The organism is Chryseobacterium daecheongense (genome assembly GCA_027920525.1).
GTDB classification, from domain to species: Bacteria; Bacteroidota; Bacteroidia; order Flavobacteriales; family Weeksellaceae; genus Chryseobacterium; species Chryseobacterium proteolyticum.
Map to the genome: position 1 here is coordinate 996,940 of CP115858.1, position 18,793 is coordinate 1,015,732.

The 18,793-nt window shown below is 36.4% G+C and carries 12 protein-coding genes; 4 read left to right on the forward strand and 8 right to left on the reverse strand.

Going from position 1 to position 18,793, the window contains the following annotated elements; translation table 11 throughout:
- Window positions 1-34: 34 nt before the first annotated feature.
- The 5 genes from kdsA to PFY10_04285 all read right to left on the reverse strand — a co-directional run bounded on the left by kdsA (window position 35) and on the right by PFY10_04285 (window position 10,283).
- Window positions 35-844 (reverse strand): 3-deoxy-8-phosphooctulonate synthase, encoded by an 810-nt coding sequence (gene kdsA / locus PFY10_04265; GenBank protein ID WBV57661.1) that lies wholly within the window; start codon window positions 842-844, stop codon window positions 35-37.
- 114 nt (window positions 845-958) lie between these two features.
- Window positions 959-1,489: a DUF1697 domain-containing protein gene (locus PFY10_04270; GenBank protein WBV57662.1), complete on the reverse strand. Its 531-nt coding sequence runs from the start codon at window positions 1,487-1,489 to the stop codon at window positions 959-961.
- A 60-nt stretch (window positions 1,490-1,549) separates the two neighbouring features.
- Complete coding sequence (locus tag PFY10_04275) at window positions 1,550-3,034, reverse strand: hypothetical protein (protein WBV57663.1); 1,485 nt, start codon at window positions 3,032-3,034, stop codon at window positions 1,550-1,552.
- A gap of 100 nt (window positions 3,035-3,134) precedes the next feature.
- Window positions 3,135-6,620, reverse strand: coding sequence for a DUF2723 domain-containing protein (locus PFY10_04280; protein ID WBV57664.1), 3,486 nt, complete (start codon window positions 6,618-6,620; stop codon window positions 3,135-3,137).
- A 177-nt stretch (window positions 6,621-6,797) separates the two neighbouring features.
- Window positions 6,798-10,283, reverse strand: a complete 3,486-nt coding sequence (locus PFY10_04285) for a DUF2723 domain-containing protein (protein ID WBV57665.1) — start codon at window positions 10,281-10,283, stop codon at window positions 6,798-6,800.
- Window positions 10,284-10,507: 224 nt separating this feature from the next.
- On the opposite strand from PFY10_04285, the gene PFY10_04290 reads away from it, so the two are divergent.
- From PFY10_04290 to PFY10_04305, 4 genes are all read left to right on the forward strand, one after another.
- The gene (locus tag PFY10_04290) at window positions 10,508-11,545 is read left to right on the forward strand and encodes a cysteine synthase family protein (GenBank protein WBV57666.1); all 1,038 of its coding nucleotides are present in this window, start codon (window positions 10,508-10,510) and stop codon (window positions 11,543-11,545) included.
- 80 nt (window positions 11,546-11,625) lie between these two features.
- On the forward strand, window positions 11,626-12,897 hold the full coding sequence (locus PFY10_04295) for a pyridoxal phosphate-dependent aminotransferase family protein (protein WBV58983.1): 1,272 nt from the start codon (window positions 11,626-11,628) through the stop codon (window positions 12,895-12,897).
- A gap of 135 nt (window positions 12,898-13,032) precedes the next feature.
- Window positions 13,033-13,494 carry a glucosaminidase domain-containing protein gene (locus PFY10_04300; GenBank protein WBV57667.1) on the forward strand — a complete coding sequence of 154 codons (462 nt, stop codon included), beginning with the start codon at window positions 13,033-13,035 and terminating at the stop codon, window positions 13,492-13,494.
- Between the two features lie 74 nt (window positions 13,495-13,568).
- Window positions 13,569-15,758 carry a B12-binding domain-containing radical SAM protein gene (locus PFY10_04305; protein ID WBV57668.1) on the forward strand — a complete coding sequence of 730 codons (2,190 nt, stop codon included), beginning with the start codon at window positions 13,569-13,571 and terminating at the stop codon, window positions 15,756-15,758.
- 113 nt (window positions 15,759-15,871) lie between these two features.
- Here PFY10_04305 and PFY10_04310 read toward each other — a convergent pair whose 3' ends face one another.
- From PFY10_04310 to atpD, 3 genes are all read right to left on the reverse strand, one after another.
- A complete protein-coding gene (locus tag PFY10_04310) occupies window positions 15,872-16,690 on the reverse strand; it encodes a hypothetical protein (protein WBV57669.1) in 819 nt (272 codons plus the stop codon).
- A gap of 79 nt (window positions 16,691-16,769) precedes the next feature.
- Window positions 16,770-17,051, reverse strand: coding sequence for a F0F1 ATP synthase subunit epsilon (locus PFY10_04315; GenBank protein WBV57670.1), 282 nt, complete (start codon window positions 17,049-17,051; stop codon window positions 16,770-16,772).
- 89 nt (window positions 17,052-17,140) lie between these two features.
- A complete protein-coding gene (atpD, locus tag PFY10_04320) occupies window positions 17,141-18,649 on the reverse strand; it encodes a F0F1 ATP synthase subunit beta (protein WBV57671.1) in 1,509 nt (502 codons plus the stop codon).
- Between the last annotated feature and the right edge of the window lie 144 nt (window positions 18,650-18,793).

The following is an 18,793-nucleotide window of genomic DNA, read 5'->3' on the forward strand; positions in this document are numbered from 1 at the left end:
TTAAGAATTTCTAAAATTAAGTATTTTTTAACAATTACAAAATCGATTCTCTAATTCTTGTTAATTTTTGTAACAAATCTTCTAATAAATCCAGCCTTAACATATTAGCTCCATCAGATAATGCCGTTTCCGGTGTAGGATGTGTTTCTATGAAAAGTCCATCCGCTCCTACTGCAATTCCAGCTTTTGCAATTGTTTCAATCAGGTCTGGTCTTCCTCCAGTAACTCCTGAATTCTGATTAGGCTGTTGTAAAGAATGGGTAACATCCAGAATAACAGGGGCATATTGCCTCATAGTAGGAATCCCTCTGTAGTCAACGATAAGGTCTGTATATCCGAAAGAATTCCCTCTTTCAATAATTGCTACTTTCTGATTATCGGAATCTGTTATTTTCTGAACAGCGAACTTCATGGATTCCGGAGACAGGAACTGTCCTTTTTTCAGGGTCACACATTTTCCGGTTTTCGCTGCTGCCACCAAAAGATCCGTCTGACGGACTAAAAATGCGGGAATCTGTAAAACATCTACATACTGGGCAGCCAAAGCTGCATGCTCATTTTCATGAATATCTGTTGTTGTAGGAATATTAAAAGTTTCCCCAACTTTTTTTAGAATTTCAAGAGACTTTTCTTCCCCGATCGTAGTAAAGGAATCTACTCTACTTCTGTTGGCTTTCTTGAAGCTTCCTTTAAAAATATATGGTATATTATATTTGTTGGTAATTTCTATTACTTTTTCAGCAATCCTCAATGCCATGTCTTCGCCTTCGATGATACAAGGTCCTGCTGTAAGAAAAAAGTTTTTTGAATCTTTGTGATGGATATTATCTAAATACTGGATCATTTTATTATAATTAAAAAGTTCAGTAAAAATACTTATAATGTTTCAGAATCCGAAATTATTTAAAGCCTTAATATTACTGGAATTCCAAGGTCTTTTTCCAAAACATTAATAATATTAAGACTCCATCTTCTTAAGAATTTTCTCAAAAGTATTAATATTTCTACTGGTAAACTGGTCTTTCATACTTTTCTTTCCCAGAATTTTCCCGAAGCTGGAGTCTAATGTATTCCCCTTAGGAACCTGCCAGTAAAAAATATCATTGATAATCTCACCCTTCTCATTTTCAGCTTTGGAAGACAATTCAAATTCTTTCATTAAAATACCTTCTACACCTTCATTTCCTATAAAAGTATAGCTATGAAAATCTTCGTTTTTTTCAAAGGGATTTCCGTTCCAGAAGTTTTCAATTTCAGCACCAGACCTGATAAAAAGAAAAGCATCATAAGAAAAATGTTCAGACATTGCTGCTTCCAGAATTTTTTTAAGATCTGCCACATTCTTATCGGAAGAAAAAACAATATTTCCGGAAGCCAGAATAGAGCTTACGTTTTTCATTCCGGCTTTTACAAAGACTTTACAAACATCGGCCATTTTCATGTTCGTTCCTTTTACATTCACACCTCGAAGAAAAGCACAGTATTTCATAGTTTTAGTTTTTTAAGGTTTGATTATTACAGGTTGGTCAAAGTTGAGAGCAACTACCTATCACTTTATCCTAACGTACAAATTATAATCCGTCCCGGAAGGTTTAAGACGATAAATCTTTTCCAGAATTGTATTCTCACTTTTTAGATGGTCTTTGATCCTGAATTCTTCCAATAATCTGTAGTGAGTTTTATAATATTCCGCATCTTTTCCTTTAAACAAGTCATTATAAGAAAGCAGATATTTGGGTTTTCTGTTTTTAACGGTGTTGATCCAGTAATTGGCTTTATCTTTCTTGATTTCGGTCTGAATCTGTTTATCCACCAAACCAACTTCATCAATTGTCTTCAACCCAGAAAAATAAGGTACATATCCTGCTGGTTCTAGTAAGATCCACTGATTTTTATCTTTTTCATAAAAGTTTAAGGAAGTTCCGATCGATCTTCTGTAATTCCATTCTCCGTTGCCTGTTGCAATAGAATGTATGGTCTGGAAAACCATCATAGGAACGATATAAATAATAATCAATAAAAACAGCCATAGATCTCTTTTGACCTTTTGTTCTAGCACAAAAATAAGGACCGGGACAAAAAGTAAAATCTGAGGAACCCAGTAATACCAGTCGAATAAACTTTTCTGAGAAAGAAAGACCAGTTGCTTCACCCATCCAAAAATGAAAATCATCCATAAGAAATAATTCCTCTTTTCTCTTTGGCGGACCAGAAAAACAAAACAGGCCAACTCAAAAAGCAGCACAACAATTGTAAACGGATTAAAATCGCCGGGTAATTTGAGCATTCCCCAGAAATTTCCGTAGTTAGAGATAAAATATTCCACGTCCTGCCCGAATGTAAAATTCTTATCATAGAGTAGTTTTTTAGCAACAATGGTATTGTTAACCCATTCTCCAAAATAAAACCAGTTGAACGCCAGGGCAAAGGAAATACCCAGTATTCCACCAAAAATGTAGCTCCATCGTATTTTCTTATTCCAGAATATATCGACCAGGAATACAATACCTAAAAAAATAACAGTATCAATTCTTGTAAATAAAATAAGGATAGGAAGTATAATAAATGCCCATTTCTTTTCCTTTTTAAAACCATAATACAGCAAAGCCATTTCAAGGAAGAAGAGAAGCCCGTATTCCATTCCCAGAATTGAAATTTTTATTGAAGGTGGTAAAATTCCAAACAGAAAAATAAAAACAGCTTTATGCCATGGATTTTTTAAAAGCAGATGAGATAAGAATAAACTTCCTATTGTAAATAATATGGAGTTGAAAATAAGAAGAGGTTCAATAAAGTATTCTTTACCGAAAATAAGGTTGAACAGGTAGGAGACAAAAACATACAGGTGCGTTGTAGATGCCGATATTTTTGTATCTCCGTTAAACCCTATTACTCCATAATCCATTAAATTCTGTGCGACCCGCCAGGTGATGAATGCATCCTCCTGAATATGGTGCGTCAGTAAGAAAAGGAGCTTAAAAACCACTGTAAAAATTACAGCATAGATTGGAAGTTTAGTTGTTCTTTCAGACATTGTGCTTCTTTAATGCCACAAATATAACCTTAAAAATTTATGAATACAATAACAAAAAAACGGAACCGAAGTTCCGTTTTAAGTATGTTTTGAAAGCCTTTTATTGGGTCGCTTTCATAATTGCTGTTGTAATCTGCTGTTCTTTTTCCTTGGAATAAGTAGAATCAAAAGGTTTCATAATATCAAATAAGTACTGATAGAACGGAGTGATTCTTTGTACATTTTCAGATTCATTCATCGCTTTTTCCATACCCATTTGCTGGAGGCCTTTAATGAATACATTGAACTTTTTATCTATAGGCTCTATCGACTTCACAAGATAATCATATGCTTTATCTTTCCGCCCAATAGCTTTGTATGCAGAAGTTACAGCAGAAACCACAAGAGAATATTCCATAGGTTTAGCTCCCATTTGTCTTCTCAGGTATCTCTGATCACCAGGGCTAAGGCTTAAATAGTAATCATATTCTTCAAATATTCCTTTCTTAAGAACTTCTGCCAGTTTTAATCCTTTTTGTTCCTGTCCAGCTACAATATATCCGTACACAATTGAGCTTAAAGAGCGAGGATCATTGTATTTCTCCGTCGGGATCTCTTTTGCGGCAAGATCTAACAATTCAATTGCCTTATTTTTCTGTCCGGCGGATGATAAAGCTCCTACAGCTCTGCTGACTGTTGATCTGTAATATATAATATTGGATGTTGCAGTTTCATCATAATGGTTGGTAAGATCTTTAAAATTACCCCATTTAAAGTTTTTAACCACATTGTATAGAGAGTTGGCGTCTACCCTTCCCATATCTCCATCGCTGCTAGGTGGTGTATGAATAGGAACCAATCGGTAACTGAAACCATCAAATTGTAAATAATCATCCAGATAGAAAATATTTTCACTTTCATAAATCCCACCTGAGGAGAAATTAATCGGTCTTTTCCAATCAAAATTGGCTAAAATATCGAACATCATAAGGTTTCCCTTAAAAAGAGTATTCGCTTTATAATCGATCATAATCTGATTGACAGTATTTGGAAGATCACTTGGATTGATAATCCCTGCTTTTAAAGCATTTTCCTTGTTGACAGGTAAAATAAATTTACTCACCGGTAAGAAGTTGTATTTCTCGTAATGTGCCTCTCCGAAAATCATTTTAAGAATTTCATCCTTTTCAGGAGATTTCATTTTGATGAAACTGATTGCTTCTTTTAGAGTCATGGAATCCTGGGTAAGATATTTTCTAAAAGCCTGAAATTCCGTTTCAGGCGCTCCATGTTCTTTAAGATTTTCAAAAATATTCTGCCAGTCTTCTTTTTTCATAATGTAAACCTGATCGTTCACACCATCTTTATAATCCTCACGCGTAAGTTCCCCAGGGATTGGATTGGCGTTATAGGTTTGTCTCTTTACCTGATCACAGTACCAGGGAGTAGCAAGCAATGTAAAGTTGACTGTTTTTACATCATCACGGAAATTTTCGGTTTCCTGAATCGCCCAAACCGGAAAGGTATCATTATCTCCATAAAGAAATATAATATCCTCTTTGGGCAAAGACTTCAGAAATGAGTAGGCATAATCGTGTGCTGCTGATTTACGGCTACGGTCATGCGTATTATAGTTCTGGAATCCCATCATAAAAGGTATACCCAGTAAAATCACTCCCGCAACAATATTCGTTGCACCGGACTTTACTTTAGACTGTAAGTACCATAAAATAGCACCCGCTCCTAAACCTATCCATATAGCAAAAGCATAGAATGAGCCTACCATCGCATAATCTCTTTCTCTAACCTCAAAAGGTTTTACTCCCGTATAAAAAACAATTCCGGCACCTGTGAGGATAAACAATGACAGCAATGCATAAAACCTCCCAAAATCCCTGTTAAGCTGGAAAAAGAATCCGATTAATCCTAAAATAAGGGGTAAGAAGAAAAAAGCAACCGTGCTTTCATTTTTAAATTTAGCAGGCATCTTATCCTGATTTCCCCACATTGCATTATCTATAAAAGAAAATCCGGAAATCCAATTTCCATTGGTACTTTCCATATGTCCTTCTCTGTCGTTTTGCCTTCCTACAAAATTCCACATCAGGTATCTTACAAAGTAATATCCGTTCTGGAAAGTAATAAAGTAATCCATATTCTGAGCCAGAGAAGGCTTCTGAACATTAATAAGATCGTATGGCTTTACTTTCAGATAATCTGCCGCTGTAATCGTTTTATCTTCGTATTTCTTTCTCAGTTCATTGAAGATCTCTTTTGCCTGAGGATTATCTGCCACATCTTCATTTCCATAATTGAAGGTGAAGTCAGGAGCCCCATACATTGAAATATAGTTCGCCATAACATCTTTATCTTCGTTAAACATTCTGGGCATTAAACTTACCTGGGACTTACTGAAAACATAGTTAAAACGTTCTCCTGTTTTTCTATAGGTTCCTGTTTTTTCATCCTTTTCATAAATGTCGCCGGTTTTCTTGGTTTTAAAGCTTCCGTCTTCATTTTTCTCAATTCCGTTGGCATCAAGGAAAGCGGTATAGTTTTGTCCGTAAATTGTCGGCCAGTCTCCATATTGTTCTCTGTTGTAATAATCGAGCATACCGATAGCCGTATCGGGATCATTCAGGTTCATTGGCGGGTTTGCGTTAGCTCTGATTGGAATGACCATCCAACATGAGAAGCCGATTACCATATAAACAATTGATAATGCTACGGTCTGATAAATATTCTTTCTCGTCCTTCTTGCATATTTAATCATGAAATAGCATATTGCTACCATAAGAATAAAAGCAGCAATTGTTCCTGAATGGAAAGGAAGTCCCAAACCATTGACGAAGAATATCTCGAGTTTACCAAACATCGTCATGATGAGTGGGAAGATAATTTTAAATACAATAATCAGAATCCCCAACGTGATCAGGTTTGCCCAGATGAAATTTTTCCACGTGAACTTATAGTTTCTGGCGTAGTATACCAGGCAGATTGCGGGAAGAGATAACATACACATCATGTGTACACCTACTGAAAGTCCAACAATAAAGAAAATAAGAATGATCCATCTTTCATTGTCCGAAGTGTTATACTCATTTTCCCATTTGGTGATCAGCCATACCAAAAGCGCAATAAACATCGAAGCCATGGAATACACTTCCCCTTCAACCGCCGAAAACCAAAAAGTATCGGAAAATGTAAAACACAATGCGCCTATCACACCGGCAAAAAGAATCGAAATTTCCTGATGTTTGGTTACTTCTTCAAAATCTTTATTCAGTAATCGTCTTACAAAATGCGTAATGGTCCAGAATAAAAATAAGATTGTAAAAGCACTGAACGTAGCAGACATTGCATTGATTACGATAGAATAATTTTCGCCTTTTCCTAATGCAAAAATGGCTGCTACAGCGCCCACAATCTGGAATAAAGCAGCCCCGGGAGCGTGCGTTACTTCTAATTTTACTGCAGAAGATATGTACTCACCACAGTCCCAAAAACTCAAATAATGTTCTATCGTTGAAAAATAAGTAATAAATGCAATAACGAAAATCACCCATCCTAAAACGGTGTTCCATTGCCTGAAAGTCCAGTTTTTCATATAATATATCAGTTTATCTTTGCCTACAAATTATTAAGCGGTCAAGGATTATTTTCCAGTGATATCTTTAATAATATAGCTATTCTCTGTAAGACATTTAACCACTTAATTTTATTACATCCAAAGCAAAAAAAAACGGAACCGAAGTTCCGTTTTTAAATATGTTTTGAAAGTATTTTATTGGGTCGCTTTCATAATCGCTGTTGTAATCTGATGCTCTTTTTCTTTGGAATAAGTAGAATCAAAAGGTTCCATAATATCAAATAAGTACTGATAGAACGGAGTGATTCTTTGTACATTTTCAGATTCATTCATCGCTTTTTCCTTACCCATTTGCTGAAGATCTTTGATGAACACATTGAATTTTTTATCAATAGGCTCAATAGATTTCACAAGGTAGTCGTATGCTTTATCTTTCTGCCCAATAGCATTGTAAGCTGTAGTTACAGCAGAAACCACAAGAGAATATTCCATAGGTTTAGCTCCCATTTGTCTTCTCAGGTATCTCTGATCACCAGGGCTAAGGCTTAAATAGTAATCATATTCTTCGAATATTCCTTTCTTAAGAACTTCTGCCAGTTTCAATCCTTTTTGTTCCTGTCCTGCTACAATATATCCGTACACAATTGAACTTAATGAGCGTGGATCATTGTATTTTTCTACCGGAATTTCCTTAGCAGCAAGGTCCAGTAACTCGATCGCTTTAGCTTTTTCACCTTTTAAAGAAAGGGCTGCCGCTGCTCTGCTCGCTGCACTTCTATAACTGATGATATTGGAAGTTGCGGTTTCATCAAAATGAGCATTTAAGTCTTTAAAATTACCCCATTTGAAGTTTTTCACCACATTGTACAGAGAGTTGGCGTCTACCCTTCCCATATCTCCATCGCTGCTAGGTGGCGTGTGAATAGGAATCAGTCGGTAGCTGAAACCATCCAACTGCAAATAATCATCCAGATAGAAAATATTTTCACTGTCATATACTCCGCCTGAGGAGAAGTTAATCGGTCTTTTCCAATCAAAATTAGCCAGAATATCAAACATCATCAGGTTGTTCTTATAAAGAGTATTCGCTTTATAATCGATCATAATCTGATTGACAGTATTGGGAAGATCACTTGGATTGATAATCCCTGCTTTTAAAGCATTCTCCTTGTTGACAGGTAAAATAAATTTACTCACCGGTAAGAAGTTATATTTTTCATAACGCGCCTCTCCGAAGATCATTTTAAGAATTTCATCCTTTTCAGGAGATTTCATTTTGATAAAATTGATTGCTTCTTTTAGAGTAATGGAATCCTGGGTAAGATACTTTCTAAAAGCCTGGAATTCCGTAGAAGAGGCTCCTTGTTCCTGAAGGTTATTGAAGATATTCTGCCAGTCTTCTTTTTTCATCAGGTAGATCTGATCATTCACACCATCCCTGTAGTCTTCGTGAGTTAACTGGCTTGGTATAGCATTGGCATTATAGGTTTTTCTTTTTACCTGGTCAATGTTCCATGGTGTTGATAACAAAGTAAAATTGACCACTTTTACATCATCACGGAAATTTTCGGTTTCCTGAATCGCCCAAACCGGATATGTATCATTATCACCGTATACAAATAAAATATCCTCTTTTGGCAATGATTTTAATACGGAATAAGAATAATCATATGCTGTATACCGGTTACTTCTGTCATGTACATTATAGTTCTGGAATCCCATCATAAAAGGTATACCCAGTAAAACCACTCCCGCAACAATATTCGCTGCACCGGACTTTACTTTAGACTGTAAGAACCATAAAATAGCACCCGCCCCTAAACCTATCCATATAGCAAAAGCATAGAATGAGCCTACCATCGCGTAATCCCTCTCCCTAGGTTCAAATGGTTTTACACCTGTATAGAAAATAATTCCAACGCTGGTAATAACGAATAATGATAATATAGCATAGAATCTTCCAAAATCCCTGTTAAGCTGGAAGAAGAATCCGATTAATCCCAAAATAAGGGGTAAGAAGAAAAAGGCAACCGTACTTTCATTTTTAAATTTAGCAGGCATCTTATCCTGATTTCCCCACATGGCATTATCTATAAAAGAAAATCCGGAAATCCAGTTTCCTTTTGTATTTTCCATATTCCCCTCAAGGTCATTCTGTCTTCCTACAAAATTCCACATCAGATATCTTACAAAGTAATATCCGTTCTGGAAAGTAATAAAGTAATCCATATTCTGAGCCAAAGAAGGCTTCTGAACATTAATAAGATCGTATGGCTTTACTTTCAGGTAATCTGCCGCTGTAATCGTTTTATCTTCGTATTTCTTTCTCAGTTCATTGAAGATCTCTTTTGCCTGAGGATTATCTGCCACATCTTCATTTCCATAATTGAAGGTAAAATCAGGAGCCCCATACATTGAAATGTAATTCGCCATCACCGATTTGTCCTCATTGAACATTCTCGGCATTAAACTTACCTGGGACTTGCTGAAAACATAGTTAAAACGTTCTCCTGTTTTTCTATAGGTTCCTGTTTTTTCATCCTTTTCATAAATGTCGCCGGTCTTCTTGGTTTTAAAGCTTCCGTCTTCATTTTTCTCAATTCCGTTGGCATCAAGGAAAGCGGTATAGTTTTGTCCGTAAATTGTCGGCCAGTCTCCATATTGTTCTCTGTTGTAATAATCGAGCATACCGATAGCCGTATCGGGATCATTCAGGTTCATTGGCGGGTTTGCGTTAGCTCTGATTGGAATGACCATCCAACATGAGAAGCCGATTACCATATAAACAATTGATAATGCTACGGTCTGATAAATATTCTTTCTCGTCCTTCTTGCATATTTAATCATGAAATAGCATATTGCTACCATAAGAATAAAAGCCGCAATTGTTCCTGAATGGAAAGGAAGTCCCAAACCATTGACGAAGAATATCTCGAGTTTACCAAACATCGTCATGATGAGTGGGAAGATAATTTTAAATACAATAATCAGAATCCCCAACGTGATCAGATTTGCCCAGATGAAATTTTTCCACGTGAACTTATAGTTTCTGGCGTAGTATACCAGGCAGATTGCGGGAAGAGATAACATACACATCATGTGTACACCTACTGAAAGTCCAACGATAAAGAAAATAAGAATGATCCATCTTTCATTGTCCGAAGTGTTATACTCATTTTCCCATTTGGTGATCAGCCATACCAAAAGCGCAATAAACATTGAAGCCATGGAATACACTTCCCCTTCAACCGCCGAAAACCAGAAAGTATCGGAAAATGTAAAACACAATGCGCCTATTACCCCGGCAAAAAGAATCGAAATTTCCTGATGTTTGGTTACTTCTTCAAAATCTTTATTCAGTAATCGTCTTACAAAATGCGTAATGGTCCAGAATAAAAACAAGATCGTAAAAGCACTGAACGTAGCAGACATTGCATTGATTACGATAGAATAATTTTCGCCTTTTCCTAATGCAAAAATGGCCGCTACAGCGCCCACAATCTGGAATAAAGCAGCCCCGGGAGCGTGCGTTACCTCTAATTTTACTGCAGAAGATATGTACTCACCACAATCCCAGAAACTCAGCTTGGGTTCTATCGTTGATAAGTACGTGAAAAATGCAATGACGAAAATCACCCATCCTAAAACGGTGTTCCATTGCCTAAAAGTCCAGTTTTTCATAGTATAAAATCAATTACGCGAAAATAGGGCTTTTATATGATTTTATATCGATTTTAACAAATTTTTAAAATACTGGTGTGGTATTTGCGTTAATAAGTCTGTAACCATTGAGGAAGGAAAAATATCGATTTAAGTAATGACAGCTTAGAAATCAAACAAAAGTTTAGAAATTATTTATTTTTTTGTATTTTTGCCCTCAGATTTTTATTGAAAAATAGCAAATAATGAGTAATGTTTACGATAATATCCTTGGCCTAATAGGAAACACTCCTATGGTGAAGCTAAATACTGTAACGAAAGATATTCCTGCAACTGTTTATGCCAAGTTAGAATCATATAATCCTGGACATTCCACTAAAGATAGAATCGCACTTCACATTATAGAAAACGCTGAGAAAAAAGGTTTATTAAAAGAAGATTCTGTAATTGTAGAGACCACCTCAGGGAATACAGGATTCTCTCTTGCAATGGTTTGCATTATCAAAGGGTATAAATGCATTCTTGCTGTAAGTGACAAAACAAAACCTGAAAAGATTGCCTATCTTAAAGCTCTTGGAGCGGTAGTGTATGTTTGCCCTGCTAACGTACCTGCGAATGATCCCCGATCCTATTATGAGGTTGCCAAAAGAGTGGCTTCTGAAACACCTAATTCTGTTTATATCAACCAATACTTTAATGAGTTGAATATTGATGCCCATTACCAGACTACCGGTCCGGAAATATGGGAGCAGACAGAAGGAAAAATCACACATCTTTTTGCATGTACAGGAACCGGGGGAACTTTATCCGGGTCAGCAAAATTTTTAAAGGAAAAGAATCCGAATATCAAAATAATAGGAGTAGATGCAGACGGATCTATTCTGAAAAGTTATCATGAAACCGGAGAAATCCATAAAGAAGATGTTCACCCCTATCAGATTGAAGGAATGGGAAAAAATCTTATTCCTACCGCCTTACTTTTTGATAAAGTAGACCAGTTTGTAAGAGTGAATGATGAAATGTCTGCCTACAGAACCCGTGAAATAGCTCTGAAAGAGGCTATCATGGGAGGTTATACGACCGGAGCTGTTACCCAGGCGCTTATACAATATGCCCAATCTAACGAATTTTCAAAAGATGACCTGGTTGTATTAATTTATCCTGATCATGGATCAAGATACATTACCAAGGTATACAGCGACAAATGGATGGCGGAACAAGGTTTTGTAAACAATTGTGTTCACAACTACGATGAAGTTTTCAAGACAGAATTCATCAAATAGAAATAATTACCATACAAATCAAGCCTTTTTTGTAGATCACAAAAGGCTTTTTTTAATTAAATAAAATCACTTATAAAATGTTGGATATTTTTGAAAGAATAAAAGAAAATCCAGGACCTCTTGGACAATTTGCAGATTATGGAGAAGGCTATTTTATTTTCCCGAGACTTGAAGGGCCAATCGGACCTAGAATGCAGTTTCAGGGAAGAGAAGTCATTTTCTGGAGTGCTAACGATTATTTAGGATTATGTAATCATCCTGAAGTTTTGGAAGCCGATGCAAAAGCCGCTGCTGAATACGGGATGTTTTATCCAATGGGAGCAAGGGCAATGTCCGGGGAAACAGAACAGCATTTACAACTGGAAAGGGAGCTTGCTGATTTTGTTCAGAAAGAATCTGCTTATTTATTAAATTTCGGTTACCAGGGAATGGTTTCTACCATTGACGCTTTGGTTAGCAGAAATGATGTAATCGTATATGATGTAGATTCACATGCATGTATCGTAGACGGGGTAAGACTTCACTCCGGAAAAAGATTTACCTATAGACACAATGATATCGAAAGTCTTGAAAAAAACCTTCAGAGAGCAACAAAAGTAGCTGAAGAGACCGGTGGTGGTATTCTGGTAATTACAGAAGGGGTTTTCGGAATGAGAGGTCAGCAGGGGAAGCTTAAAGAAATCTGTGACCTGAAATCCAAATATAACTTCAGACTTCTTGTAGATGACGCTCATGGATTCGGAACTCTTGGAAAAACAGGAGCCGGAGCTGGTGAAGAACAAGGATGTCAGGATAAAATCGATGTATATTTCTCTACTTTCGCTAAGTCAATGGCCGGTTTCGGAGCTTTCATTGCCGGAGATAAAGAAATCATCCGATACTTAAAATTCAATTTAAGATCACAGATCTTTGCAAAATCCCTGACGATGCCAATGGTTATCGGAGGGCTTAAAAGATTAGAGCTTTTAAGAACAAGACCTGAAATTAAAGCTAAACTTTGGGAAAACACCTATAAACTGCAAAACGGTCTTAAAGAAAGAGGTTTCAACATTGGAGACAGTAATACTTGCGTAACGCCAGTAATGATGCAGGGAACACCGGTAGAAGCAACTCTTTTGGTTAAAGATTTAAGAGAAATTTACGGAATTTTCACATCTGTAGTTGTTTACCCGGTAATTCCTAAAGGAATGATATTACTAAGATTGATTCCAACGGCGTCTCATACAGATGCTGAGATCAATGAAACATTAGCTGCCTTTGAAGCTATTCACGATAAACTGGTGGGTGGTCATTATAAGGAGCAAGCTGATAATTATCTGAAGGAGAACAACGTTCAGTTTAAAGAAATTTAAAACAATACAAAAGGCCATTTGAAATACAATGGCCTTTTTATCTATAATCCACTTCTGAATGAGTGGTAAATATCTGTCTTTTAATTTTTTAAAAGTCATTATTTTATGTAATAGATGATATTAAAATAGATGTATATGAGAAATTCTAGAAATATTAAAACAGCAATTATCAGCCTGTTTCTTACGCTTTTCTTTACAACAGCTAATGCCCAGCATTCTTATATAGATAACTATAAAGATATTGCAGCAGATCTCTCAAAACAATACGGGATTCCAAGCTCAATCATACTCGCGATAGCTATTGTGGAGTCCGGAGCCGGAACCAGCAAGGCTAGCAAAACCCTTAATAATCACTTTGGTATTTTGGGAAAGAACGATGTGAATAATTCTAAATTTAAAAGCTTTAGTACCGTTCGCGAAAGCTATGAAGCTTTTTGCCGTATGCTTTCCAAAAAGAAAATCTATACCCGGTTAAAAGATAATAACAACAGTAATGATTGGGTTAAAGCTATTGCTTCCACAGGTTATTCTACCAAACCTAATGAATGGATAAAGAAAATAAATTCTACCATTGCTAAATTCGGCTTACAAAAATAAGTTCAATTCATCTTTTACAGGCCATTAATTTTTTTGTATGATATAGATGTGATAATTTTGCAAAAAAATTCCTATTGAAAGATCTTCTTCTGATTACTCCGCCTTTTACCCAGCTTAATACTCCTTATCCTGCCACAGCTTATATTAAAGGTTTTTTAAATACCAAAAATATTACCAGCTATCAGATCGATTTGGGGATTGAAGTTATTTTGGAACTTTTTTCAAAAGAGGGTCTTCAGAACATTTTTTCCAGGAAAATTGATCTTGAAAAGTTGTCAGAAAATACCCAAAGGATTTTCGCTCTAAGGGATGAATATATAAAAACCATTGATCAGGTCATTCATTTCCTGCAAGGTAAAAATGCCACTTTGGCCCGCCAGATCTGTAGCATGAATTTTTTACCGGAAGCTTCCCGGTTCAATCAGCTGGATGATATGGAATTTGCTTTCGGAAACATGGGGCTTCAGGATAAAGCAAAACACTTGGCCACATTGTATTTGGAGGATCTATCTGATTATATTGTTGAAAATATAGATTCCGATTTTGGTTTCAGCCGGTATGCAGACCGCCTGGGGAAAAGTGCCAATTCTTTTGACGAGCTATATTCCAAATTATCAGACCGGCAAACATTTATTGATGATATCACATTAGAAATTTTAGCGGAAAAGCTACAGACCGTACAACCCAAACTTGTCTGTTTCTCTATCCCCTTTCCGGGGAATTTGTACTCCGCTTTTCGATGTGCCCAATACATCAAGAAAAATTTCCCAAACATTAAAACAGCGATGGGTGGTGGCTTTCCAAACACGGAATTAAGAGAAATAAAAGATCCCAGGGTTTTCGAATTCTTCGATTTTATTACTTTAGATGATGGCGAACTCCCAATTGAGCTTCTTTATAACCATCTAAATAACCCAACTGAAGAAGCCGAATTTAAAAGAACTTTCCTCATTGAGAACCATACGGTAACTTATAAGAATAACTCTAAACGACACGACTATAAACAGGCACAGGTCGGAACACCGGAATATAAAGATCTTTTACTCGATCAATATATTTCAGTCATTGAAATTGCCAACCCAATGCACAGTCTGTGGAGCGACGGAAGATGGAACAAGCTTACAATGGCTCATGGATGCTATTGGGGAAAATGTACTTTTTGTGATATTTCGCTGGATTACATAAGAATCTACGAACCTGTTTCTGCAAAAATCCTGGTCGACAGGATGGAGGAGCTTATTAAAGAAACTGGAGAAACCGGTTTTCATTTTGTGGATGAAGCTGCCCCACCTGCTTTAATGAGAGAAGTTGCGCTGGAAATTTTGCGCAGGAATCTCGTGGTGACCTGGTGGACCAATATCCGTTTTGAAAAGAGTTTTACCCGAGATCTTTGTTTTTTACTGAAGCTTTCGGGTTGTGTTGCTGTTTCAGGAGGACTGGAAGTAGCCAGTGACCGTCTTTTAAAATTGATTGATAAAGGGATTTCCGTTGATCAGGTGGCTCAGGTTACAAGAAATTTCACTGAAGCCGGTATAATGATCCATGCCTACCTTATGTACGGCTACCCTACCCAAACTGTACAGGAAACAATTGATTCACTCGAAATGGTACGGCAGCTCTTTGAAATGGGAATTCTGCAAAGTGGATTCTGGCATCAGTTTGCCATGACGGCTCATTCTCCGGTGGGTTTACATCCTGAAGAATTTGGCGTTACTCCTATTAAACAGGAAATTTTATTTGCCAATAACGATATTGATTTTACAGATAAAACAGGAATTGACCATAGTAAATTCAGTTTCGGATTAAAAAAATCGCTTTTCAATTATATGCACGGAATCAATTTTGATATCCCATTACAGGATTGGTTTGATTTTAAAATTCCCAAAACAACCATTCACCCCGATTATATCCACGATTGCCTTTTAGAAGAAGATCATTTTGTTTTTAAAGGAAACTCAAAGGTTATTTTTATGGACAGAAATGTTGTTGCCGAGAATTATATAAAAACAAAGAAACAAAATTCGTGGGCATATACACAACTGACATTCCATTTAAAAACAAATATCGTAAAAATAGATCTGGAGCAGCCAAAAGCAGAATGGCTCATGAAAGTGCTTGCGGAAAACGCCATTGAAAATGCAAAAAAGACAACCCTGCAACAGCTTAAAATTCAGTTTGAAGAGAACTTCGAGGATTTTGAACTGTTCTGGTTTTCAAAACCTATACAGCAACTTAAAGATAATGGTGTCATTTTAAGTTTGTAGTTTCTAATTGAGAAGTCTACCGGGATCTTTAGCTGATCCAAATTTTGATTGATTTTTATAAATGAATCAAACCCGGCATTCCATAGACAATTAAATTATTAAACACTAAACTTTTATTTCTCTACACCATCTTTTACGACCTGCCCTACAACAACCTTTTCCTGAATTTTAATAAAATTCGGATCTAAAATTGCCATCCGTTCTGCAATAGCTTTATAGGTCGGAAATTTTAAAATTGAAGCCCTTCCGGACATTTCCCTGTACAATGTAAAACTTTTTCCACCGGCTGTTTTGATCTGCTTGGTAGTGGTAATGTATTTGCCAATATATTTGCTCTTAGCATCATAGATTTCAATATCTACAAATGTTTTCTCGGCAATCTTATCATCAGATCCGAAGCTTACCGGCAAATTTGTAAAATATCCGACCGGGACACCATTGCTGAGAATTTCCCCTACATTGTTGACTTCAATTTTCATTTTGTCAATTTTACTCCGTATGGAATAAGCATCCTTGGTTTTAGTATCAAGCTTTCTTTTGGGTGTATTTTGAAAAAGCTCATCTAAATTCTTAACATTAATGCCTTTGTTATCAATGATCTTGAGGTCTTTTATACAAGTATATACTGCAGATCTTTCTTCACCGGAAAAGGCCGAAGGAGAGCTGTAATCCAATTCAATGGTCTTATCCCTGTTGTATACCCTGTTCAATTTTATGTAACTGTCTCTTACAGAATCCACGACGCTTTTATCAACAAATTCTATTGTATAAATAGGCGTCTCCTTCAGGTCCATAAAAGTGTACTCACTTGATTTATTTGAAATTTTAGCAACATGTACTCCATCAAGACTTATAATACCCCTTTTGGTTTTAAAATTCTGGGCGTTTAATACAATTCCCATCATCATAAACAACATGATCATACTCCTCATAAAATCAGATTTATATTACATAAAAAAAAGTGTAACCAAAGTTACACTTTCTTGAAAATATATTTAGCTTTTCATTTAATTACTCACAAAGGATAATTCCTTTATTATGATTAAATTCTACAACACCGCTTTTGATAGAATAAGAAAAAACAGAATCTTTTTCATTCTCTCTGGTAAGGTTCTTGGCATAAGCTTCATCGACAGAATTCACAAACAGCTTTACTTTACCATTAATTAATGAAGAAACGATTCCTGCGTGGTTTTTCATGATGTGAAATTCACCATTTTTTCCCGGAAGTAAAACAGAGTTTACCTCGCCTTCAAAAACTACGTATTCTGGTGTTAAAATTTTTATATTCATTTTAATTTAGATTAAAAGATTTCAGATCTCAGATTTCAGACAACCTTTAAAGTCTCATGTCTAGTATCTGATATCTCATGTCTAACTTATTAAGCGTTATCAGCTAACATTTTTTGTCCTGCTGCAATAGCTTCTTCGATAGTCCCCTTCAAGTTGAAAGCGGCTTCTGGTAAATGATCAAGTTCTCCATCCATAATCATGTTGAATCCTTTGATGGTGTCTTTAATATCTACCAATGAACCAGGGATACCTGTAAACTGTTCAGCAACGTGGAAAGGCTGAGACAAGAATCTCTGAACTTTTCTTGCACGGTAAACAACAGATTTATCTTCTTCAGAAAGTTCTTCCATACCAAGGATAGCAATGATATCCTGAAGAGCTTTGTATCTCTGAAGAATTTCTTTTACTCTCTGAGCACAGTTATAATGTTCTTCTCCGATAACTTCCGGTGCAAGGATTCTTGAAGTAGAAGCCAATGGATCTACCGCAGGATAGATACCTAAAGAAGCAATTTTTCTATCTAGTACTGTAGTTGCATCCAAGTGAGCAAATGTAGTTGCAGGAGCCGGGTCAGTTAAGTCATCCGCAGGTACATATACTGCCTGTACTGAAGTAATAGATCCGTTTTTAGTAGATGTAATTCTTTCCTGCATCGCTCCCATCTCAGAAGCAAGCGTTGGCTGGTAACCTACCGCAGATGGCATACGTCCAAGAAGTGCAGATACCTCTGAACCAGCTTGTGTAAAACGGAAGATATTATCTACGAAGAATAGAACGTCTCTACCTTGTCCGCTTTCTCCTCCATCTCTATAGTACTCAGCTAATGTAAGACCAGAAAGGGCTACTCTCGCTCTTGCACCTGGTGGCTCGTTCATCTGTCCGAAAACGAATGCAGCTTTTGAATCTTTCATCGCTTCTAAATCTACTTTAGAAAGATCCCAACCACCATTTTCCATAGAGTGCATGAAATCATCACCATATTTGATAATTCCTGATTCCAACATCTCTCTCAAAAGGTCATTTCCTTCTCTCGTTCTTTCACCTACTCCGGCAAAAACTGAAAGACCTCCGTGTCCTTTTGCAATATTATTAATCAACTCCTGGATCAATACTGTTTTACCAACACCGGCACCACCGAACAATCCAATTTTACCTCCTTTTGCATAAGGCTCAACTAAGTCGATTACTTTAATACCTGTAAATAAAACTTCTGCAGAAGTTGACAACTGATCAAATTTCGGAGCTTCTCTGTGGATAGGTAATCCATTTTCTTTAGAGATATTCTGAAGCCCGTCGATAGCATCACCAACAACGTTGAATAGTCTTCCGTTTACAGCCTCACCAATCGGCATTGTAATAGGATTTCCATATCCGATTACTTCCTGACCTCTTGTAAGACCATCTGTAGCATCCATTGCGATACATCTTACCGTATCTTCACCAATATGTTGTTCTACTTCTAAGACTACTTTTTCACCGTTTCCTTTAGTAATTTCTAACGCGTCATAAATACTTGGAACTGCTTCCACATTATTAAAAACTACGTCGATTACCGGACCAATAATTTGAGAAATTTTTCCTTTAATTTGGTTTGCCATTGCTAAATTTTTTCTTGGTGCAAATATAATGATTCTTCATAAACCCACAATTGGTAAAAAAAAGATTTTTATCATGCTTTTCTGATCAGATGAACAGAATCGGAAATCAAAATTCAGGTACAAAATTCACTGTTAAAAATCTCA